Origin of the sequence: Pandoraea sp. 64-18 (assembly GCF_001899225.1) — a bacterium.
Lineage (GTDB): Bacteria > Pseudomonadota > Gammaproteobacteria > Burkholderiales > Burkholderiaceae > Pandoraea > Pandoraea cepalis.
Window position 1 is genome coordinate 134,886 of record NZ_MKVU01000022.1, and the last position, 22,404, is coordinate 157,289.

19 protein-coding genes are annotated in these 22,404 nt (G+C 62.8%); 9 read left to right on the top strand and 10 right to left on the bottom strand.

Translation table 11 applies throughout. The annotated features are described in order from the left end of the window. Window positions 1-3: 3 nt before the first annotated feature. From madM to mdcH, 3 genes are read left to right on the top strand one after another with little or no spacing between them, the layout of a single operon-like run. Window positions 4-768 (top strand): malonate transporter subunit MadM, encoded by a 765-nt coding sequence (madM, locus tag BGP02_RS20915; RefSeq protein ID WP_026132280.1) that lies wholly within the window; start codon window positions 4-6, stop codon window positions 766-768. Beyond that, the gene (locus BGP02_RS20920; protein WP_286799179.1) at window positions 765-1,424 is read left to right on the top strand and encodes a malonate decarboxylase holo-ACP synthase; all 660 of its coding nucleotides are present in this window, start codon (window positions 765-767) and stop codon (window positions 1,422-1,424) included. The genes madM and BGP02_RS20920 overlap by 4 nt, the downstream gene beginning before the upstream one ends. After that, window positions 1,421-2,359, top strand: coding sequence for a malonate decarboxylase subunit epsilon (gene mdcH, locus BGP02_RS20925; protein WP_286799180.1), 939 nt, complete (start codon window positions 1,421-1,423; stop codon window positions 2,357-2,359). Before BGP02_RS20920 ends, mdcH begins: the two co-directional genes overlap by 4 nt. Window positions 2,360-2,436: 77 nt before the next feature. On the opposite strand, the gene yddG is transcribed toward mdcH, so the two are convergent. Both yddG and pdxR (BGP02_RS20935) read right to left on the bottom strand, forming a co-directional pair. Then, window positions 2,437-3,369 (bottom strand): aromatic amino acid DMT transporter YddG, encoded by a 933-nt coding sequence (gene yddG / locus BGP02_RS20930; protein WP_286799181.1) that lies wholly within the window; start codon window positions 3,367-3,369, stop codon window positions 2,437-2,439. Window positions 3,370-3,456: 87 nt separating this feature from the next. Further along, a complete protein-coding gene (gene pdxR, locus BGP02_RS20935; RefSeq protein WP_286799182.1) occupies window positions 3,457-4,992 on the bottom strand; it encodes a MocR-like pyridoxine biosynthesis transcription factor PdxR in 1,536 nt (511 codons plus the stop codon). A 297-nt stretch (window positions 4,993-5,289) separates the two neighbouring features. Between pdxR (BGP02_RS20935) and tauA the strand changes: the two genes are divergently transcribed. The 4 genes from tauA (at window position 5,290) to BGP02_RS20955 (ending at window position 9,855) form a co-directional block, all read left to right on the top strand. Then, complete coding sequence (gene tauA / locus BGP02_RS20940; protein ID WP_017235498.1) at window positions 5,290-6,348, top strand: taurine ABC transporter substrate-binding protein; 1,059 nt, start codon at window positions 5,290-5,292, stop codon at window positions 6,346-6,348. A 79-nt stretch (window positions 6,349-6,427) separates the two neighbouring features. After that, on the top strand, window positions 6,428-7,252 hold the full coding sequence (locus tag BGP02_RS20945; RefSeq protein ID WP_017235497.1) for a taurine ABC transporter ATP-binding protein: 825 nt from the start codon (window positions 6,428-6,430) through the stop codon (window positions 7,250-7,252). A gap of 140 nt (window positions 7,253-7,392) precedes the next feature. Then, the gene (locus BGP02_RS20950) at window positions 7,393-8,208 is read left to right on the top strand and encodes an ABC transporter permease subunit (protein WP_017235496.1); all 816 of its coding nucleotides are present in this window, start codon (window positions 7,393-7,395) and stop codon (window positions 8,206-8,208) included. Between the two features lie 243 nt (window positions 8,209-8,451). Beyond that, a complete protein-coding gene (locus BGP02_RS20955) occupies window positions 8,452-9,855 on the top strand; it encodes an amino acid permease (protein ID WP_017235495.1) in 1,404 nt (467 codons plus the stop codon). 145 nt (window positions 9,856-10,000) lie between these two features. On the opposite strand, the gene BGP02_RS20960 is transcribed toward BGP02_RS20955, so the two are convergent. The 4 genes from BGP02_RS20960 to BGP02_RS20975 form a co-directional block, all read right to left on the bottom strand. Continuing rightward, entirely contained in the window at window positions 10,001-10,888 is an 888-nt protein-coding gene (locus tag BGP02_RS20960) for an ABC transporter permease (protein ID WP_017235494.1), read from the bottom strand. Window positions 10,889-10,891: 3 nt separating this feature from the next. Further along, a complete protein-coding gene (locus BGP02_RS20965; RefSeq protein WP_286799183.1) occupies window positions 10,892-12,154 on the bottom strand; it encodes an ABC transporter permease in 1,263 nt (420 codons plus the stop codon). Between the two features lie 104 nt (window positions 12,155-12,258). Continuing rightward, window positions 12,259-13,293, bottom strand: coding sequence for an ABC transporter substrate-binding protein (locus BGP02_RS20970; protein WP_150562377.1), 1,035 nt, complete (start codon window positions 13,291-13,293; stop codon window positions 12,259-12,261). 57 nt (window positions 13,294-13,350) lie between these two features. Continuing rightward, window positions 13,351-14,484 carry an ABC transporter ATP-binding protein gene (locus tag BGP02_RS20975; RefSeq protein ID WP_026132275.1) on the bottom strand — a complete coding sequence of 378 codons (1,134 nt, stop codon included), beginning with the start codon at window positions 14,482-14,484 and terminating at the stop codon, window positions 13,351-13,353. A 171-nt stretch (window positions 14,485-14,655) separates the two neighbouring features. Here BGP02_RS20975 and pdxR (BGP02_RS20980) point away from each other — a divergent pair, with 171 nt between their 5' ends. Together pdxR (BGP02_RS20980) and gabT are read left to right on the top strand one after the other, a co-directional pair. Continuing rightward, a complete protein-coding gene (pdxR, locus tag BGP02_RS20980) occupies window positions 14,656-16,164 on the top strand; it encodes a MocR-like pyridoxine biosynthesis transcription factor PdxR (protein ID WP_017235490.1) in 1,509 nt (502 codons plus the stop codon). Between the two features lie 233 nt (window positions 16,165-16,397). Beyond that, a complete protein-coding gene (gene gabT / locus BGP02_RS20985) occupies window positions 16,398-17,681 on the top strand; it encodes a 4-aminobutyrate--2-oxoglutarate transaminase (protein WP_286799184.1) in 1,284 nt (427 codons plus the stop codon). A 36-nt stretch (window positions 17,682-17,717) separates the two neighbouring features. Here gabT and BGP02_RS20990 read toward each other — a convergent pair whose 3' ends face one another. The 4 genes from BGP02_RS20990 to BGP02_RS21005 all read right to left on the bottom strand — a co-directional run bounded on the left by BGP02_RS20990 (window position 17,718) and on the right by BGP02_RS21005 (window position 22,128). Further along, on the bottom strand, window positions 17,718-18,725 hold the full coding sequence (locus tag BGP02_RS20990) for a CobW family GTP-binding protein (protein WP_353744122.1): 1,008 nt from the start codon (window positions 18,723-18,725) through the stop codon (window positions 17,718-17,720). A 5-nt stretch (window positions 18,726-18,730) separates the two neighbouring features. Next, entirely contained in the window at window positions 18,731-20,398 is a 1,668-nt protein-coding gene (locus BGP02_RS20995; protein WP_286799185.1) for an amidohydrolase, read from the bottom strand. Beyond that, entirely contained in the window at window positions 20,398-21,819 is a 1,422-nt protein-coding gene (locus BGP02_RS21000) for a sodium:solute symporter family protein (protein WP_017235486.1), read from the bottom strand. Before BGP02_RS21000 ends, BGP02_RS20995 begins: the two co-directional genes overlap by 1 nt. A gap of 108 nt (window positions 21,820-21,927) precedes the next feature. Next, window positions 21,928-22,128, bottom strand: a complete 201-nt coding sequence (locus tag BGP02_RS21005) for a DUF3311 domain-containing protein (RefSeq protein ID WP_026132274.1) — start codon at window positions 22,126-22,128, stop codon at window positions 21,928-21,930. Window positions 22,129-22,404 lie beyond the last annotated feature (276 nt).

A 22,404-nucleotide genomic window follows, 5' to 3' on the forward strand; every position in this document is an offset into this window, starting at 1 on the left:
GTCATGCTATCCATGTTCGAGAAAATATTGCACCACAACGGATTGGTCACCGCCTTCGCCCTCGTGGGCATCATCATGGGACTCTCCATGTGGGTGTCCCGACGGCTGACATTCGGGCGCGTACACGGTTCGGCCATCGCCATCATGATCGGCCTTGTGTTGGCCTATTGGGGCGGCGCCGCCTCGGGCGGACAAAAAGGACTCGCGGACGTCTCGCTGTTCAGCGGTATCGGACTGATGGGCGGCGCGATGCTGCGCGACTTCGCGATCGTTGCCACCGCGTTCGAGGTACAGGTCTCGGAAGCCCGCAAGGCCGGTCTGATTGGCGTTGTGTCCCTGCTGCTCGGCACGGTACTGCCCTTCATCGTCGGGGCGTCGCTCGCCCATGCGTTCGGCTACACCGACGCCGTGAGCATGACCACCATCGGCGCAGGTGCCGTGACCTACATCGTCGGCCCGGTGACGGGCGCCGCGATCGGTGCCAGTTCCGACGTGATGGCCCTGTCGATTGCCGCCGGGCTCATCAAGGCCATCATCGTCATGGTCGGCACGCCGTTTGCCGCCCGACTGCTGGCGCTGGACAACCCCCGCGCCGCCATGGTGTTCGGAGGACTGGCAGGGACCGTCAGCGGTGTGTCGGCGGGACTCGCCGCAACGGATCGCCGACTCGTGCCCTACGGCGCGCTCGTCGCGACGTTCCATACCGGCCTGGGATGTCTGCTCGGACCGTCGGTCCTGTTTCTAGCGACGAAGGCCCTTGTGCAATGACATTGGACCGCGCTGCGCAACGGCCACCGCTACGGCCCCACGATCTTCTCTGGTGTGACGATGTTGCGCTACCGGAGGGGATGGCGGTGCCGGGGTGGGTGGCTGACGCACTGGCAAGCGGTACGCCTGCCGTCGTGCGCAGGGCGCCGCTCGCGCAACCCGACCTCGTACCGGTCGGGTTGCGCGGGGCGTCCCGCGACCAGCGCATCGCGGCGCACGTGCCACGCCGTTCGGTGCGCCGCATCGTCTCGCCGGAATCGCTGCTCGATCGCGTCGCCGGAATCGAGCCCACAACACCGCTGCCGTGCCTCAGAGCACTTCGTGATCTCGCCCCGGTCCTCAATGCCTTGGGATTGCATTGGGGACCGACCGGCGGCGTCGGCTTTGCGCTGGCCACCGGCTTGCCGGCCCTGCATCCACAAAGCGATCTCGATGTCCTCATTCGCCTGCCGTTTCCGCCATCCGACGCGCAATGCGACGCGCTCGCATGGATTGCGCGCGACAGAACTTGCAGGATCGACGTCCAGATCGATACCGGGCGCGGCGGTTTCTCGCTTCGCGAATGGCTGCGCTCGCCGCCTCGCATGCTCGTGAAAACCGACCAAGGTCCGACACTGGTTGCGGATCCGTGGGGCGACGTCGGAGACACGACGTGAGCATCTTGTTCACCTATCCCGGTCAGGGGGGGCAGCGCCCTGGCATGCTGGGCGCATTGCCCGACACGCCCGAGGTCCAATCAACGCTGGCCGAAGCGCACGATGCCACCGGCATCGATCCGATGACACTTTGCAGTACAGATTCGCTTCGCTCGACCACCGCCGTGCAGTTGAGTCTGCTGATCGCGGGGGTCGCCATGACAAGAGCGCTCGCCGCACAAGGGGCCACCCCGCACCTTGTGGCGGGCCACTCGATCGGTGCCTGGACGGCAGCCGTCGCGGCAGGGGCGCTGGATTTCAGGGATGCGCTGGGTCTCGTGCACCTGCGAGGCCGCTTGATGGAGACGGCCTATCCGCGCGGCTATGGCATGACGGTGATTACCGGATTGCCCGCTGCAGCGGTGGCCGACATTGTGGAGGCCGTTCACACCGACGACTCGCCCGCTTACGTCGCGAATCTGAATGCCGAGCAACAGATCGTGGTGGCGGGCAACGATGCCGCGCTGGATCGTGTACAGGCGCTGGCGTCGAAAGCCGGTGCCGCACAGGCGGCTCGACTGGCAATGACGGTGCCGTCGCATTGCGCGTTGCTCACGGCCCAGGCGAGCACGTTGGCGCAAGCCACCGCGAAAGTGCGCTTTCAACGGCCAACGATGACCTACATCAGTTGCACCCGGGCGCGGGCGCTTTTTCGTCCCGACGACATTGCAGACGACCTCGCCTGGAACATGGCCCGTCAGGTGAATTGGTATGACACCGCCCGTCACGCATATGAGCGCGGGGCACGGCTCACCGTGGAAATGCCGACGGGTGGGGTTCTGACTCGGTTGACGCGGCCGATATTCGGAAATGACTTCGCCATTGACAGCGCCAATGAAAGGGTGAGTTCCATCGTCACGCGCCTCCTTCGATACCGGGATATGGATCACGCTTGATCGCGGACCGTTCTCGCTGGCATTCCCAGCCATCGGGGCACACGCATCGTTGTTCGACACGTGCCCTTGACGACGACTCACTCCCGCACATCAACCGCCTTCGACGTCACGCCGGTTGGCCGTCGCGATCGCGTTGCCGTCCAGCAAAGTATCGAGCCGCCGCACACCATCGCCGCGCCTTGCCAGAACGCGAAGGACAGCGGCGCTTGCAGCAACATCGCCGATATTGCCGCGGAGAACACCGGAATGAAATACGACGCCCCGGCCAGCACCGTCACGTTGCCGCGCAGAATGCCGACGTTCCAGGCGGCATAGCCGAAGCCCATCGCACATGCGGCCAGCACCAGGTAGACGATACCGAGCGTGCTCACATGCATCTGCCCACCGCCCGCCACGAGGTACTTCGCCCACAGCGCCGCCGCCACCAGCATGAAGAAGAACGTCACGCCGTTCTTGCCCTCGGCATAGCGCGTCGTCACGGTGCAATAAGCGGCCCAGATCACCGCGCCCGCGAACGCCAGGCCATAGCTCAGCGGGTTGGCGAGCACGTTGGCCGCCATCTCGGCGAAGTCGAGTCCACGATCGCCGCCCAGTACCCAGCAAATGCCGAGCATCGACAGAAAGAACCCCGGAATCACCCAAAAATTCGCGCGCTGCTTGTTGAAGACGATGGCCGAGATCAGCGTGAACGTCGGCCAGAGATAGTTGACCATGCCGACCTCGATCGCCTGCTGCGCACTGTTCGCGTAGCCGATCGACAGTGACAGGCAAAGTTCATAGGCCACGAACAGCAGGCTTCCCACATACAGATATCGCTTCGGGAATGTCTTGAGCTGCGGGAAACCGACGGAGAACAGCAGAAACACCGAGGCCACGGTGTACATCATCGCCGCGCCGCCTGTCGGCCCGAAGCTCTCGCTCACGCCTCGAATCAGTCCGACGATCGAACTCCACAACACCACGGCCGCCAATCCAATGAGCGTCGCCCGGTTCTTGCACTTGCTATCCATGCTCCCTGCCTGCCTCCATGTTCGACGATGTCGCCTGCCGACGCATCATAAGCCAGCAACGCCCGCTGACTGCCGGCCGCACGCGACCTACCCCTGCGCCATCGTCTCGCGCAGGACCTCGGCCAGCGCGATGATGCCCGACTCGATGTGCTCGAGCCGTATCGACGAAAAGCCCAGCCGGAACCGGTTGAGCGGCGGCGAGTCGCCCATGAAGAAAATGTCGCCGGTCTCGATGAGAATACCGCGCGACTTCGCGCGCGTCGCCAGCACGTTCGCGTTCAGCGTCGGCGGCCCCTGCACCCAGCACGACGCCCCGCCCTTCACCTGCACGAACGACACCTCCGGCATATGCGCGGCAAGCGCCGCGCTCAGCACCTCGGCGCGCTTCGCATAGGTATCCGCCAGACGACGCAGCAAGGCGTCGTGATGGCCCAGTGCCAGGAACATCGAAAACGAGCGTTGAATGAACGCCGACGGATGGCGAATCATCAAGCGGCGCAACGCCCGCAACTCCGCCACCAGCGCCGCCGGCGCCACGATATACCCCAGGCGCAGCCCAGGGGCGAACGACTTGGACAAGCTCCCGATATAGATCACACGGTCGCTGCGATCCAGGCTCTTGAGCGCCGGGATCGGAATGTCCGAATAGCTGTTTTCGCTCTCGTAGTCGTCCTCGATCACCACGAAGTCTTCGGCTTCCGCCCGACGCAGCAACGCCTCGCGATTCGCCAGCGGCATCGTGGTCGTCGTGGGGCACTGGTGCGATGGCGTGACGTACACGTAATCGCACTGCGACAAGCGATCGTCGACCGGCAGACCCGACTCGTCCACGGGCAAGCCCACGAGCTTTGGCGTGCGTATCGCGAAGATGTTGCGCGCGTCCGGGTAGCCCGGGTCTTCGATCCCCACCGTCGTGTGCGCCCCGACCAGCAAATCGGCCAGTAGATACAGCGCCTGTTGCGCCCCATTGGTGAGCACGATCTCGTCGGCGTCGGCCCACACGCCGCGTCGCGGCAGCACGCGCGTGCGGATCTGCTGGATCAGTGTCTCGTCGTCGCGCGCGATCATGTCCGGTGCCCAGTCGCGGATCTCCATGACGGTGAGCGCCTTGTGGCAACACTCCCGCCAATCCGCCGTCGGAAACATGGTCGGATCGAACTGGCCGTAAATAAAGGGGTACTGATACTTCTGCCAATCGATGGGCTTCACGATGTTGCGTTGCCCCGACGGACGCACCACGTAGCGCCCCTCCCAGTCCGGTGTCGCCGGATCCCGTGGCGCGATGGTGCCAGCCGCCAACGCCGGCGCATCGCGCGCCGGCGTGACCTGCGACCCGACGCGGGGCGCCAGAATATCGCCGTTGACGAAATACCCGCGCCGCTCCCGCGCAATCAGGTAGCCCTCGTCGACCAGTTGCTGATAGGCGAGCACCACCGTGTTGCGCGCCACGCCAAGCCCTTCGGCCAACTCGCGCGACGACGGCACCGCAGCGCCGCGCATCAGCCGCTCGTCGAGAATCGCCGACACCAGCATCTGGCGAATCTGGCTCTGCAAACTCATGCCGGCGTGCGCCGACATCTGAAACAACTGGTTCCACATCGCCGCGGAAATCCGGCTCGACATCGTGCCCCCTCTCGACTCACCCTTCCAGAACGTCAATTATTACTCAAGTGACGGTGACATCCATTCCGAGTTGGGGTTTATCCGCAGTCGCGCGAAATCACGCCCGATTCCAGCATTCATGCGGCTTGCAAGCCGATTTCGGGTCCACTGGACCAGTTGGCATCATCAAATGCGGCCAACTGGCTCTAACGAACAAAAAGGCTGGCGGCAATGATGCAATCACTTGGCGCCGATTCTTAACAGCGTGTGCGTCAAACCCGAGTGTTCTACCGAAAACTTTCCGATTAGAGGTGAACCATGAATGGACTTCCGAACCGGCTGCGACGGGTGTTCGCCGCCACGGCACTGGCGGCAGCTGCACTCCCCGCTGCGCTGACGCTCGGGCTTACGCTGCCCTCGACGGCGCAGGCGCAGGAAAAAGAGGTGACGATTGCGTACCAGCAAATCGTCGATCCGTGGCTGGTCGCCATTACCGGCGGCGAATTCGAGAAGGCCACCGGCTACAAGATCCACTGGCGTCAGTTCGAGTCGGGCGCCAAGGTCGCCACGGCCCTCGCCTCGGGCGACATCAAGATCGGCGTGCTCGGCTCCAGCCCAATGGCCGCCGCCGTCTCGCAGGGGCTGGACCTGCAACTGTTCTGGATTCTCGACGACATCAACCAGGCCGAGGCAATGGTCGTGCGCAACGCCTCGAACATCAAGTCGCCCGCCGACCTGAAGGGCAAGAAGATCGGGGTGCCGTTCGTCTCGACCACGCACTACCACACCATGTTTGCCCTGCAACAATGGGGCATCAAGCCGACCGAGGTGAAGGTGCTCAACATGCAGCCGAACCAGATCGTGGCGGCGTGGGAGCGTGGCGACATCGATGCGGCCTATGTCTGGGATCCGGCGCTCGCGCAGATCAAGAAGAGCGGTCACGTGCTGATCACCTCGGGAGAACTGTCGAAGCAGGGCAAGCCGACGTTTGACGGCATCGCCGTCGACCGCAAATGGGGTGAGGCGAACGCCGACTTCATGGCGAAGTTCGTCAAGGTGATCGCCGACGCCGACGCGGCCTACCGTGATCATCAGGCCGCCTGGACCGCCACCTCGCCACAGGTCAAGGCCATCGTGAAGATGATCGGCGGCAAGCCGGAAGACGTTCCCGGCGCGCTCTCGCTCTATGCCTTCCCGTCGGCCCAGCAGCAGGCATCGGCTGAATGGCTGGGCGGTGGCAAGGACAGCCGCGCCGCCAAGGCCCTCAAGGACACGGCCGAGTTCCTGAAGGGTCAGCAGAAGATCGATGCCGTCAAGGCCGACTACACGCCGTATGTCACGTCGCGCTACGTCGACGCCGCACTTAAACTGAAGTAAGCCGTACCGGGGCGGTCGCGCCGAAAGTTCAGGCGCGACCGCCCCTCCCCGATCGCTCGATCGACAGGAGAAGGGCTTCATGGAACAACTCATCGTCAACGACGTCAGCGTCGTCTATCCCGGCCGGCGTCCCGGCGAGCAGGTGCAGGCGCTCGCTCACGTCGATCTGACCATCGCACCCGGCGATTTCGTAGTGGCGCTCGGCGCCTCGGGTTGCGGCAAGACCACGCTGCTCAGTCTGATGGCTGGCTTCATCGCGCCCACGTCCGGCGAATTGCTGCTGGGCGATGCCCCGATCGAAGGCCCTGGCGCCGATCGCGGCGTGGTGTTCCAGAAGCACGCGCTGTTGCCGTGGCTCAACGTGATGGAGAACACCGAGTTCGGGCTGAAGCTCCAAGGCGTGCCGAAGACGGAACGACGCGCCATTGCCGCGCGCAATCTCGCGCTGGTCGGGCTGCAGGACTTCCACAATCACATGATTTACCAACTCTCCGGCGGCATGCAGCAGCGGGTGGGCATTGCACGCGCGCTCACGTGCAATCCGTCGATGCTGCTCATGGACGAGCCGATGGCCGCACTCGACGCGCTCACGCGTGAAACCATCCAGGAACTGCTGCTCGACGTGTGGCGCGAGACCGGCAAGATGATCTTCTTCATCACGCACAGCGTCGAAGAAGCCCTGTTTCTCGCCAGTCGCCTGATCGTGATGTCGCCGCGCCCCGGACGCATCACGCACACGTATGAGCTTGACTTCAACCAGCGCTATCTCGAATGCCGTGACGCGCGCACCATCAAGTCGAGCCCGGATTTCATCGCCATGCGCGAGACCGTGCTCAGCATCATCTACGGCGACGAACGTGCGGGCCAGACGGCGACGTCGAATGCCAATGCGGTCGCAGCCTGATCGCTGCAGGAGAGAACACCATGATGACCAAACCCGTCACCCCTCACCCCACGCCGCCCGCCGCTGCCGCCAATTCGCCCGGCGCGCGCCGCCCGGCGGTTGCGCCCCGTACACCGCGTCGGCGCGGTTTCTTCGCTCGCATGTTTGCCCCGCGCCCGGTCAAGGCCGGTGAGTCGTTCGGCGCCCCCGGCCAAGGCCCGAGCCTGGCGATCAGCGTCGTGACCGTGGTTGCCCTGTTGCTGCTCTGGATCGCGATTACGTCGTCGGGCATGATCAAGCCGCTGTTCCTGCCGGGACCGCGCGCGATCATCGAGAAGTTCATGCAGGTCGCCACGGAGGGCTTTGCCGGCTCGACACTGTGGGAGCACACGCTCGCGAGTCTGTATCGCGTCTTCGGCGCCTTTGCGCTGGCCTGTGTGACCGCCATCCCGGTGGGCATTCTCATGGGCGTGTCGCGCATCGGCCGCGGCGTGTTCGATCCGCCGATCGAGTTCTACCGCCCGCTGCCGCCGCTCGCCTACTTGCCGCTCGTCATCATCTGGTTCGGCATCGGTGAATTCTCGAAGGTGTTCCTGATTTACCTGGCCATCTTCGCCCCGCTGGCCATTGCGGCACGGGCAGGCGTGCGCTCGGTGTCGATGGAGCAGATTCACGCGGCCTATTCGATGGGCGCTTCGCCGCGCCAGATCGTCATGCACGTGATCGTGAAGTCGGCACTGCCGGAGATCTTCACCGGCATGCGCATCGGCATCGGCGTGGGCTGGACAACGCTGGTCGCTGCCGAAATGGTGGCGGCATCGAGCGGACTCGGTTTCATGGTGCTCAACGCGGCGGAATTCCTCGCGTCGGACATCGTGATCATGGGGATCATCGTGATCGGCTTTTTCGCGTTCGGATTCGATCTGATCATGCGCTACCTCGAGCGCGTGCTGGTGCCCTGGAAAGGCAAGGTCTGACAAGACGTAAGCAGGTCCGTTGGTCATTACAAAAGACGCAGGGCGGCTCCCCCCGCCGCACCTGCCGTCAGATAAGGTCTTCAGGAGGTTGTGTGGTAGTCGAGACATTGCAGGTCGGGCGTGTTGCCCGTGAGCGGCGCGTTGTCGCATTGGCGGTTCCCCCCCGGTTCTCCCTCTCCCCTTGTTCCATCAGCGTCTGCGATAGCGCCGTGCGCATCGCACGCCCCATCACGGGAGGTCGTCATGGCCAATCGTGAACAGGGCACGCATCTGCAATCGAGCCTCAAGCAGCGGCACATGAGCATGATCGCGCTGGGCGGCGTGATCGGTGCGGGCCTCTTCGTCGGCAGTGGCGTAGTCGTGCATGCCGCCGGCCCGGCGGCCGTGCTGTCGTTCCTGATTACCGGCGCGCTCGTGGTGCTCGTGATGCGCATGCTCGGCGAGATGGCGTGTGCGCTGCCCGCGGTGGGGTCGTTCTATGAGTACGCACGGCTCGCCTGGAACGACAAGCCGGTCGGCGGTGAGCTGGCCGGCTTTCTGACAGGCTGGATGTACTGGTACTTCTGGGTGATCGTGGTCGCGGTCGAAGCGGTCGCGGGTGCCAACCTGATCCAGTTCTGGCTCCCCGGCATCCCGGCCTGGGCCATCAGTCTCGCGTTGCTGGTGGTGCTGACATTGACGAATCTGGTGTCGGTGGCGTCCTACGGCGAGTTCGAATTCTGGTTCGCGTCGATCAAGGTCGCGGCCATCGTCGTGTTCCTGTTCCTCGGCGGGCTCTTTGTGTTCGGCCTGTGGCCGGGTGCGGTGGCAAGCACCGGACACCTGCTCTCGCACGGCGGCTTCATGCCCAACGGCATTGGCCCGGTGATGGCCGGTGCGGTCGCGGCGACCGGCTTTTACTTCGGCGCGGAGATCGTGACGATTGCGGCCGCCGAAGCCGCCGAGCCGCAGCAAGCCGTGGCACGCGCCACCAATTCGGTCATCGGCCGCGTGCTGTTCTTCTACATCGGCTCGATCCTGCTGGTGGTGATGCTCGTGCCCTGGAACTCCGCCAGCATGGCCACGCCGTATGTGAGCGCGCTCGAAGCGATGCACATCCCGGCCGCGGCGCACATCATGAACGCCGTGGTGCTGACCGCCGTGCTCTCGGCACTGAACTCGGGTTTGTACGCCTCGTCGCGCATGCTCTTCGCGCTCACGCGCCGTGGCGATGCCCCGCGCTCGCTGGCCAAGCTCAATGCGCGTGGCGTGCCGGTTCGCGCCATTCTCATCGGCACGCTGTTCGGCTATGCGGCCGTAGTGATGTCCTACGTGTCGCCCGATACGGTGTTCGCCTTTCTCGTGAACTCGTACGGCACGGTAGCGATCTTCGTGTATGTGCTCATCGCCTTCTCGCAGTTGAAACTGCGCAAGCGGCTGGAGCGCGAGGCGCCGGGCAAGCTCAAGATTCGGATGTGGGGCTACCCGTACCTCACCTGGGTCGCGATTATCGGCATGCTGTCGATTGTCGGGGCAATGGCCTTCATCCCGGACCAGCGCACGCCGCTCGCCCTCGGGGTGGCCAGCCTGACGGTCCTGCTCGTGGCGTTCACCGTCCGGTCGATCTGGCGCAAGCTGCGCTCGCCGGACCCGGGCTTCGAGATCTGAGATAGGTCGGTGTGACAAGGGCGGTGGCAGACTCTGTCGATGGGCGAACGTTCAAATTCCGACGACCGCTTGCCACCGCCCTCATTCGTGGACTACCGCTGGCATCGAGACGATGCGGCATGCCTTCGGACGGGCCAACGTGCGCTTATGTAGCGTTACGCTTGGCACCTCGCCCCCGCAGCCACTCGAGCACAAGTAGCAGACAAGTGGAAAAGACGATCAGGATGGTCGCAAGCGCAGCGATGGTCGGGCTGATGTTTTCACGAATCCCGGTAAACATCTGACGCGGGAGCGTCGCCTGCCCCGGTCCGGCGAGAAACAGCGTCACGACCACATCGTCAAACGAGGTCGCGAAGGCGAACAGCGCCCCCGATATCACCCCTGGCGCAATCACCGGCAGCGTTACGCGAAAAAAGGTTTCCAGGGGGCCTGCCCCCAGCGACAGGCTCGCACGCACCAAATTCTGGTTGAAACCCCGCAAGGTGGCCGACACCGTGGTGACCACAAACGGTGCGCCCAGCGCGGCGTGCGCCAGCACCATGCCCAGGTAAGTGCCGGCCAGCCCCAACGGCGCGAAGCACAGATACATGCCGACGCCGACCACGATCACCGGCACGATCATCGGTGACATCAGCACCGCCATCAGGATCGCCTTGCCGCGAAATTGCACCTGGTTCAGCCCCGTTGCAGCCAGCGTGCCCAGTATCGTCGCCAGCAAGGTGGCCAACGGCGCAATAATGAAACTATTGCGTGCCGCCGACATCCACTCGTCGGAGTTAAACAGGTTGTGATACCAGCGCAGCGAGTACGCCGGGATCGGATACGCGAGGAAGGTGCTGTCCGAGAACGACAGCGGCACCATCACCAGAACCGGCAGCACGAGGAACAACAGCGTAAGCGCGTTACCCGCGCGCAGCAGGTAGTACCAGAGCCGCTCGACCAGGGAAACATACGGCGGAAAGCGCGATGGACGACCACCGGTTGCCGGCGGCTCCTGATACGCGTTATGAGAATTGATTGCTGGTTGTCTCATTGCTCACCCCATGCCCAATTCCGCGCGCGTCAGGCGCCCATAGACCACATACAGCACGAGCGTGGCGGCAAGCAACAGGCCGCCCAATGCACACGCCATACCCCAATTGATGGAAACGTTCGTGAAATAGGCCACGTAGTAGCTGATCATCTGGTCGTCGGGTCCGCCCAGCAACGCTGGTGTGATGTAGTAGCCGATCGACAGGATGAACACCAGCAGCGCGCCAGCGCCAACGCCCGGATAGGTTTGCGGCAAATAGACGCGCCAAAATGCCGCGAACGGATGACTCCCCAGCGAGACGGCCGCGCGCTGATACGTCGGAGGAATCGATTTCATCACGCTATACAGCGGCAAGATCATGAAGGGCAACAAGATATGGGTCATTGAGATGTACACGCCGACCCGATTGAAAAGCAGCTCGAGTGGCGCGCGTGTCATGCCGCTCGCCATCAGTGCCTTGTTGACCAAGCCTTGCCCCTGCAGCAACACGATCCATGCGGCGACACGCACGAGAATGGACGTCCAGAATGGGATCAACACCAGGATCATCATCAAGTTCGCGCGCCGGCCCGGCAGCGTCGAAATCCAATAGGCAAGCGGAAAGCCGATCAACAAGGCGAAGCATGTCACCACGGCGCTGATGCCGAAAGTGCGCGCAAAGATGTTCAGGTAGATCGACGCGTCCGGGTCGGCCGGCACCACTTCGCCGAACGCATTCTGCCGATGGTCCAGCGCCGCGAGCACATAGAACGCAGAGTAGCGGCTGCTGTTCTTGGCGATCGCCTGCCAATAGGGCAGTTCGCCCCATCGCGCATCAAAATTCACCAGCCGCTCGCGCGCCTGTGTGAGCGGCACTGTCTTGCCGTCGTCATCGGTAAACGGCAACGCCCGCGCCGTCTTCATCACTAGTGTGTGAAATCCAGGTAATTCCGTGTTGAGGCGTCGCGCGAGGCCGCCAAGGCTATCGCCGTCCTGTAGCGCCGTCAGATCACTCATCAGTGCGACGTACGCGGCGTCGCCGGGCAACTGCTTGCGATCCCAGCCGTGCAGCGTGCGGCTTGTCGTGGGCAAGGCGCCGACGACCTCGGGATTCTCGACCGCGCGAGTGAGTAGCATCGCAATCGGCACGACAAAGATCAGGAGCAGAAAAATCGCCAGCGGTGCAACCAAGGCCAGCGCCTTGATCCGCTTTCGATTCCGGGTCTGACGCAACTCGTCTTTAACGAGTCGCATGTTCTCGGCAACGGCCAGTGTTGCGGTTTGCATGTAGGAGATCTCTTTTCTCGACGTCGAATCTTGCGATTCCACTACCGTTTCGGGTTCGCTCGTCGGTGCCGCGCGAACCCGAAGCATAGGCTTGCTACATCGTCTTATTTCGAGGCCCATGCCGCAAAGCGTTGCTCGAGTTCATCGCCGCGATCCGTCCAGAAGTCGATGTTCTGAAGCACAGCAGTCGTCACGTTAGCCGGCGAGTTAGGCAAGTCTTTCAGGGTGGAGGCATCGAGCGACTTGACCGCCTCATTGTTGACCGGGCCGTAGGCTATGTGCTTGGCATAGGCACTCTGCGCGGGTGTCGACAGCGAATATGCGATGTATTGCAGTGCCAGGTCCTTCTTCGGCGATCCCTTCGGAATCGCCCAGTAGTCGAGATCGTAGATACTGCCGTTCCAGACCACCTTCAGGTTCTTTCCCTCGCGCTGCGCCGCATCGATGCGGCCGTTGAACGCCGTCGACATGACAACGTCACCGGCCACCAGGAATTGCGGTGGCTGAGCGCCCGCTTCCCACCACTGAATCGACGGCTTGAGTTCGCTCAGCTTCTTGAAGGCTCGATCGACACCCTCCTTGGTCGACAACACGCGATAGACATCCTTGGGCGCAACGCCGTCGGCCATCAGCGCAAATTCAAGATTGCCGCGTGCGCCCTTGCGCATCGCGCGCTTGCCCGGGAATTTCTTGGTATCCCAGAAATCGGCCCAACCCGTCGGCGCAGTCTTGAGCGCGCTGGCGTTGTATGCCAAAACCGTCGACCAGATGAAAATGCCTGCGCCACAGGTCTGCACCGCGGCGGGCGTGAATCCATTCTTCGGCCCGATCTTGCTCCAGTCGAGCTTTTCGTACAATCCCTCGTCGCAGCCACGGCCAAGGTCACCGGACTCGACTTCGACCAAGTCCCAATTCACACGCTTAGCTTCGACCATCGCCTTGACCTTGGCCTGCTCGCCGTTGTACTCGACGCTCGTCACATGATGGCCGGTGGCCTTCTCGAACGGCTGCACGAAAGCTGCTTTCTGGGCGTCGCCGTTGGCACCGCCGAAGTTGACAACGGTCACGTCGGCGGCTTGGGCAACGCCGAACAGCATGGCGCCGGCAACGACGAATACTGTGTTTACAACCTTCTTCATATTCAACTCCTGTTGATGGTCAGACGGACAACTAGCCAAGGAAACGGGATATCTTGATCAAGTGAATACGCGCAGATGTTCCGGCTCGAATGCAAGCGCGACCGGTACGCCTGGCACAAAGTGCTTGAGCGCCGGCGTTCCCAGCGGCACCTTCACGAAGCATTCGTCCTGCTGCGGCAATTGGCAGCGCATGCGCACGTGGTCGCCGAAATAGATCAGGCCGGCTGCACGTCCCACCACGCCATTAACGCCGCCGTCGACCGACGAAGCCGGGTCAATCAGGCGCATGCGTTCGGGGCGGATGCATGCGCTCACCACTTCGCCAATCTGGGCGCGACGACCCGTACTGCCGACGTCGCGAGCCGCCGACGCGTGAACGCTCATGCCGCGAACCTCGCTTCCGTCCGCGAGCCGCAACGTACAGTAGTCGTCCCCCAGTTGTGAGACCACCCCGCGCAGGCGGTTACTGTCGCCAATGAAGTTCGCAACGAATTGATTGCACGGTGACTCATACAAGCGGTCCACGGTATCGAGCTGCTGTACATAACCTTGATCGAACACGGCAACACGATCGGACATCGTCAACGCTTCGCCCTGATCGTGCGTCACATACACGAAAGTCACGCCCAACCTCTCGTGCAACGCCTTGAGCTCCAGTTGCATGTGTTCGCGCAGTTGCTTGTCGAGCGCACCCAGCGGCTCGTCCATCAACACTAGACGCGGCTCGAACACCAGTGCGCGTGCCAACGCGATACGCTGCTGCTGCCCCCCCGACAACTGCGCCGGATAGCGCTTACCAAAACTCCCCATCTGCACCATGTCGAGCGCTGCGGCCACTCTCCTCGCACGGTCGGCGCCAGGCACGCGGCGCACCTTCAGCGGGTATTCAACGTTCTGCGCCACGCTCAAGTGTGGAAAAAGTGCGTAGTTCTGAAAAACCATGCCGATATTGCGTTGATGCGGCGGCACCGTGTTGAGCAGCACACCGTCGAGCCAGATCTCTCCGCCGGTGGGGTACTCGAACCCCGCCAGCATCATCAGGCAAGTGGTCTTGCCCGATCCCGACGGCCCCAGCAAGGTCAGGAATTCGCCTTGGTAGATGTCGAGGTCGAGTTGTTTGACCACCAACGTTTCGCCGTCGTAGGTCTTGCTCACGCGACGAAAACTCACCAGTACCTGTTTGCTGTTCACCATCGCGGGCCTCTTCATCCCTGGTTGATATGCGCGCACCGAAGCGCGACAAGCCCAATGCGCTTAGGGCGTCACGACGTTTGCGACGCCGTGGAACTTAACTTGAATCCGAATATAGACTGACTTGGCCCTACAATAGGGAACCATTTCTTTATTCTGGATGGGACCACTTTGGACGCAATCATTCTGTCGGACTGGCTGATCCAGCATCTCGACAAGGCGGGCGGCGAGCCGGCATATCGCCAGATCAATAGCCTGCTCCAGCAGGCCATCCTGAGCGGCCAGTTGCCGCCCGGCACGAAGCTGCCCTCCTCGCGAACGCTCGCATCCGATTTGCGGGTGGCGCGCAATACCGTGCTGCACGTCTATGACCAACTGACTGCCGAGGGCTATGTCACTTCGTCCACGGGCAGCGGCACCTACGTGGCGGATACGCGGCCCGCGCGCGCTGTCGATACGGCCGCCTCGGAGATGACATCGCACGAGCAGCCGCACAAGCGCTTGTCGACGCGGGGGCAGCAAATGATCGATCAGGCGGGCGTATCAAAGCGACAATGGGGTGCTTTCATGCCCGGCGTACCGGACACCTCCGAATTCCCGAGCAAGACATGGAACCGCCTCCAAGCCAAGCTCTGGCGCCAACCCAGCCATGAACTGCTGACGTATGCATCGGGCAGCGGCTACCGTCCGTTACGACGTGCCCTGTCGGATTATCTGCGCGTGGCACGTTCGGTCAATTGCAATCCCGATCAGATCATCATCACGACCGGCGTGCATCAGTCGGTCGACCTGGCAGTCAAGCTGCTGAGCGATATTGGCGACGTCGCGTGGCTGGAAGAGCCGTGCTATTGGGGTGTGCGCAGCGTGTTCCGGATGTCGGGCCTCGAACTGAAGCCGATCCCGATCGATACCGAAGGCCTCAACCCGAGCGTGGAGGACATGCAGGGCCCACCACCGCGCTTGATTCTCGTCACGCCATCGCACCAGTATCCGATGGGGATGGTAATGAGCCTGTCGCGCCGCCGAATGCTGTTGGATTTCGCGAGCAAGCATCGTACTTGGGTGATCGAGGACGACTACGACAGCGAATTTCGCTATGGCAGCCGGCCGATCTCATCGCTACAAGGACTGGATACGGCAGGTCAGGTCATCTATGTCGGTAGCTTCGGCAAGACCATGTTCCCCGGTTTGCGCATGGGCTATATGGTCGTGCCCGAGAACCTGATCGAACACTTTCGCACCGGCCTGTCGGAGCTGTATCGCGAAGGCCAATTGATGCAGCAAGCGCTGCTGACCGACTTCATCATCGATGGCTACCTGACCTCGCACATTCGACATATGCGCGCGCTGTACGGCGAGCGGCGCACCTTGTTGATCGATACGATTCGCGCCAACTTCGGCGATGCGCTGCCGGTGATGGGCGACGAAGCCGGATTGCACCTGGTGCTTGGCCTGCATGGGCAGTCACGAGACCCGCACGATAACCCCATTTCGGATGAGAGAATTACCGACGAAGCACTGGAAGCGGGCATCGTGGTGCGGCCTCTGACGCGCTATTACATCGACCCAGCCTCGGCACAATCGGGCCTGTTGCTCGGCTATGCGTGCGTGCCCAACAACCGTATTGAACCCGCCTTCGACAGCCTCGCCCGCGTCATCGAAAAGCACCTGAAGCCGTAGACAAGCGCTGCCGAAAATACCAATGCTCAGCCATTCGGATCGGCGGGCACGATTCTCCCTCAGCGACTGTCCATTCCCATCCGAGGCGAAGCCGCACCTCATTCGCCAAAAAAGCGGCTCCATCAAAGATAATGAAATGGCTCTTTTTTAAGAACCAGACCTGAGTATATTCCGAACTATCAGCCAGATCGTGCCGAACCTCGGCGCGGCAACCGGACCACTCAGGAGTCGAAATGTTGAATGCGGAATTTCACGCGCGCAAAAATGCCGCCACCCCGCGCGGGATCGGAGTCATGTGCGATTTCTATGCGGAACGAGCGAAAAATGCCGAGCTCTGGGATGTCGAAGGACGGCGTTTCATCGACTTCGCCAGCGGCATCGCTGTGCTCAACACAGGGCATCGTCACCCCAAGATCGTAGCGGCGATTCGCGAACAACTGGATCGCTTCACGCACACGGCATACCAGATCGTGCCGTATGAATCGTATGTGACGTTGGCCGAGCGCTTGAATGCCTGCACGCCGGGTGACCATTCGAAGAAGACCGCCTTCTTCACCACCGGCGCCGAGGCTGTCGAAAACGCGATCAAGATCGCACGTGCCGCCACGGGACGTACGGGGGTGATCGCATTCGGCGGGGCATTCCACGGTCGGACAATGATGACCATGGCGCTGACGGGCAAGGTCGCGCCATACAAGAAGGGTTTCGGGCCGTTCCCTGGCGAGGTGTACCACGTGCCGTTCCCATCGGCACTGCACGAGATCGACTCGGCGCAGAGCCTCGCGGCGATCGAACAGCTGTTCAAGAGCGACATCGACCCGCAGCGGGTAGCCGCGATCATCTTCGAGCCGGTGCAGGGCGAAGGTGGCTTCTACCAGGCGCCGCCGGAGTTCGTGCGTGCCTTGCGCGCGTTATGCACGCAGCACGGCATCCTGCTGATCGCGGACGAGGTGCAAAGCGGCTTTTCTCGTACAGGCAAGCTTTTCGCGATGCAACACTACGACGTGATACCCGACCTGATGACCGTAGCCAAGAGTTTGGCAGGCGGCATGCCGCTGTCGGCAGTCGTCGGTCGCACGGAGATCATGGATGCAGCCGCGCCGGGGGGGCTGGGCGGGACATATGCGGGGAATCCGCTGGCCGTTGCGGCAGCGCATGCGGTACTGGATGTGATCGAGGAAGAGCAGCTTTCATCGCGCGCCGAGACCTTGGGCAACCAGTTGAAGGCGCGCCTGCGCAAGCTACAGGCTTCGGTGCCGCAGCTTGTCGAAGTGCGCGGACCGGGCGCAATGGTAGCGGCGGAATTCCACGATCCCCAAACCGGAGCGCCGGCACCGGAAGTCGTGAAACGGATCCAGGCCCGCGCACTGGAACAGGGCCTGCTGCTGCTGAGTTGCGGTGCCCATGGCAACGTGATTCGCTTCCTGTTTCCGCTGACCATAGAACAAGCGGTGTTCGACGAAGCTCTCGGCATTCTGGAGACAGCCTTGCTCGAACTTAGCGACGTAACGGTCTGAGCGTGCCTCGTTTTCACGCGCAGCAATTCACGCCGCCTATCGCATAGCCTCGTCGTCGCACGCGCCTCGAAGCATGGCGGCTTCGAGCGCCTGCGTGAGCCGACGCTCGTCTTCGTCCGAAACAATGCCGATGAACACGATGACCGACGACGCGGCAGGCAGATCCGAGCGACGTGTGAGCATCGAACGACGCCCGACGACATGCAGCTCGCTCATCTGACCGGCCTGCAGCGCCACGAAGCCCTTCGCGCGCAGCAGTTTGTCGCCCAACAGGGCCAGCGCCGCTTTCAGTCGCGACCGGTCGAACACGCCACCGGTCGCGACGCTGAAACTGCGCAGTCCACGCGGCAACGCGCGTGATGCCGACTCCATCGGGCGCGGGCTCAGCAACCCGGGCAAGGTCATCACGTCATCGGGAAAGAGAATGGCGGGTGGCACGACGCCCTGGTTCGCGGTGACAACGACCTGCGTTGCCCCCAGCGATGCCAGTCGCTCTCTGACGGCCTGCAACCTGGCGTCGCTCACCAGATCGGTCTTGGTCAGCACGAGCGCGCTGGCCGCCGCAATCTGACGCCGGACGATGTCGCCGACATAGCGATCGTCCAGTACGGCGTCAATGCCATCGACGTCTACCGCCACCACAATGCCATGCAGGCGGAATGCCTTGTCGAGCAACCCCACCTGCGCGATGCGCAGCGGATCGGACACACCGCTCGCCTCAATCACGAGCAAGTCGGGCCGCTGCGCGCGCTCGCCCAGCGAGATCAGCGTCTCGACCAGGCGTCCGCCAATGGTGCAGCACACACAGCCGTTCTCAAGTCCGATCACGTCGTCGCCTCGCTCACGAATGAGCGACGCGTCGACATTGATCGAACCGAAGTCGTTGACGAGCACGGTAACGCGCAACCCCTCGGCATTTTGCAGCAGCGCGTTGACAAGCGTGGTCTTGCCCGCACCGAGATAGCCGCCCAGGACGACCATCGGGATCGGCGGCCTGGGCGCCGCAGCGACCGCTGCGGGTGCGAGGGGTTGACTGCCTTGCATCTTCGTCACGCCGGGGCGCGGAACACCTCGCCCCCGAGCACCGTGCCCCACACCGGCATCTGTCGCAGATCGTCGACGGGCACCTCGAACGGATCGGCCTCAAGGACGGCAAAGTCGGCGTACTTGCCGACTTCGACACTCCCGACCAAATGATCCATTCCCAACGAGAACGCGGCACCCAACGTGATCGCGTGCAAGGCATCCGCCACCGGCAAGCGCAGCGACTCGCCCAGCACGCGTCCCGACGACGTCTCCCGTTTGGCCGCGCACCACGCGGTGAACAGCGGATTGAGCTGGGTGATCGGCGCATCCGAATGCAAGGCAAACGGTAGACCAATCTGACGCGCTATTTCGGCGGCATCCATCCGATTGGCGCGATCCGGGCCCATCGTTTGGTGATAGTGTGCGTCGCCCCAGTAGTAGACGTGGTTCGCGAAGAAGTTCACACACATGCCGAGCCGCTGCGCTCGCGTGAGTTGCGCGGCATCGGCCATCTGGCAGTGCTGCAACGTGTGGCGATGATCGACACGCGGATGCAGCGCCAGCATCGCCTCGATCGCATCAAGCACGACGTCGGTCGCCTCGTCGCCATTCGTATGAATATGCAATTGCAGGCCAGCCGCGTGGAACGGCATGAACGTCTCGACCAGTTGCGACGGTGGAATCAGCCAGAGCCCGTTGGGCTTGCCATTGTGGTATCCCGGCCAGCGCAGCCGCGCCGTAAAGCCTTGAATCGAGCCGTCGACAATGAATTTGACCGGCCCGTAATGAAGCTTGTCCGTGTTGCCCTCACGCGCGCTCAACACGCGTTGCGGCCCCCCTTCCGGGCAGCGCTGCGGCGCAAACGCCGGCACGATGCGGATCGGATATGTCGGGTCACCTGTCACCTCGCGAAGATTCGCATTGCCCGACGGCGTCAAGTCGTTGACGAGGTCGGTGGCCGTCGTCACCCCGGCGAGCTGCGCAACGCGTCCGAAATTCCAGATCGCGCGAACACTCTCGCTCGCGGCAATCGATAGTCCTTCCCCAATGACCCGATACACCGGAAACATCGCCGCGAACTCCTGCAATTCACCGGTCGGCTCGCCGTCAGCGCCCATGACGACGCCTTCGACATCGGTGTCGCCGTCGATGCCCGCCAGCGCGAGCATTGCCGAATTCACATTCATCAGATGCACACTGGCATGCAGGATCGCAATGGGCCGGGTGGCGGACACGGCATCGAGGTCGCGCGCGACGAGCGGCGCGCCCTCGAAGAAGATCGGGTCGTAGCCCCAGGCCAGCAACGGCTTGGGGTCGCCGGTCATGCGTTGCTCAGCCTCGCGCAGGCGCTCCAGCACGGCGGCCGGCGACTTCAACCCTTCCCACAAGTGTCCATCGGGGCCGCGCCGGTCGTAGTAACCCACGTAGACGGCATCCCACATCGCGCCCTCCATGAGGTGGCAGTGCCCCTCCACCAGTCCGGGCATCAACACCTTGTCGCGCAATGTGTCGATCGGTGCCGCGTCGGTCCAGCGCCGCATGTCCTGCAAATCGCCGACGGCCAGGATGCGGCCGTCGCACACGGCCACGTGCGTCGCAACCGGTTGCGCCGGGTTCATCGTCAGGATCTTGCGGGCGACGTAGACGCGAATGTCGTCGCGGCTGGCTGCGGTGTTGTCTCTGTCTGTCATCACGACTTCTTGTAGGTGGAAAGCGAGCCGACCCCCGTGTCCATCGAACGCTCGCGACTGCCGCCAAGCAGCAAGTTGAGCACCGACATCACCACGATGTTGACGACCAGGCAGATCAGCCCGAGGTTCACGCCGCCAAGGTCCGGATTCTTGAAGTAAAGCACGAGCGCCAGCCCCTGACCGGCCAGCACGCCGGCCGCGACCGCTGACGCCCGGACACGCAGTCGCAGGACCACGGCGATCACGCCCGGCAGGAACTGCGTCACCCCGTAATAGGCCATATTGATCAGCGTCAGCATGAGGTTCGGCGTGAGCAGCGTAAGTACGATGGAGCCCAGCAGATACAGCACGATCACGACCTTCGAGCTGGCTTTCTGACGATGCTCAGGCATGCCCGACAGAATGTTTCGCGTGACGATGGGGCCCAGTGCGAGGCAAATCCCCGCGAGCACCAGCAACCCCGACAACGCCGCGCCTGCCGCCACGAGCCCGACCAGCCACGACGGCAGCAATTGCGTCACGGCGGCGAAGAACGCCTCGTTCGGCGACGCCAGTGTGATGTTCCGGCTGATCGCGTAATACGACGCCAGCACGAGGAACGGATACATCAGCATGTACAGCGGCATGGCGACCTGCGTGCGGCGAATCGTCGAGGCACTTTTCGCCGTGAAGAAGTTCTGCACGCCAAATGGCATGACGTACATGCCGAGCGACTGGAAGACGATGGTCGTCATGGCGAACGTGAGCTGTTGCGTGTTCATCGCGTTGCTCACGTGCTGGCTCGCGGCCTGGAACACCGGCGTCACGCCCACTTCCCACGCCACGGCCACCCCGGTGATGACGATGGCGGCCACCATCAGCACGTCCTTGAGAACGGCGATATAGGCCGACGCGCGCACGCCTGCAATGGCGATGTAGATGAAGGCCAGCATCGCCGAAAAAGCGATGAGCCACAGCGGCTGGAAGTTCCACCCCAGCCCCTTGAGCGCCGCCACCAGACCGGTGAACTGCAACTGGCCCCAAGGCAACAGGAAGACGATGGCGGTCACCGCCACCACGAGTTCGAGAAAGCGATTTTGAAAGTGCCCCTTGAACAGATCGGGCAGTGTGATCGCGTTGTAGCGTTTGCCCGCATCCCAGATCTTCGGGCCGAGGAAATACCCGACCGGATAGGCCAGCAGGATGTAGCCGAGAAACCAAACGCCATACGTCGGCCCCTTGGCGTAAATGCCGCCGGGAAAGCCGACCATCGTGCCAATGCTGTAGATCTCGCCGGCCGCGAGGAAGAACACGAGCCACGCGCCGAACTGGCGTGACGCGACGAAAAAATCGTGCACGCTCTGCGGGCCGCGTCCTCCGCGCGCTCGCAAGGCGAGATAAACCGACAACAGGATGAAGCCGGCAAAGATGAGGGTTGCCATCGACGCAATCTCCGGAGATTCGTTAATGAAGCGCTGGTCGCGCTGTCTGCGCGAGCTGGGCACGACGGCAAAACACGCCGGCCGCCAGGCACTAAGGGGAAACGGCCGTTACGCCGGTTCCTCGACGGTATGTCGGTCGAAGAGCGCCCAGCACAGCGCAAGGCAGCCGGACGTGAGCACGAACCACAGGAAAATCCAGCCGTAAATGAACGGCACCCCGAGCACGTAGCGATCGACGGACGCCGCCCACGGCAGCATTCCCACGACACCGAGATACGGCAATCCAAGACCAATGAACCATCTGAGCATCATCTCTCTCCGCTGCGCGAGGCGTTGATCGGCTTGTGTGCACCGGCCACTGCGGCGCACACGTGGCCCGCATCGCCGAATGACGATCAGAGGCCGGTTTTCTGGCCCAGTATCCACAGCCAAAATTCGCGCCGTTTAGAGCCACATGAGACAAAAATGTGGTGCCAGAGAGGCGCTCACCGACCCGCGAAAACGCTGCAACGGTGCCGCTTTTCACTGGCACCATCACAAAGCGGCGGTGGTACTAATCGCGGCAAAATGTTCTTGGCAGTATGG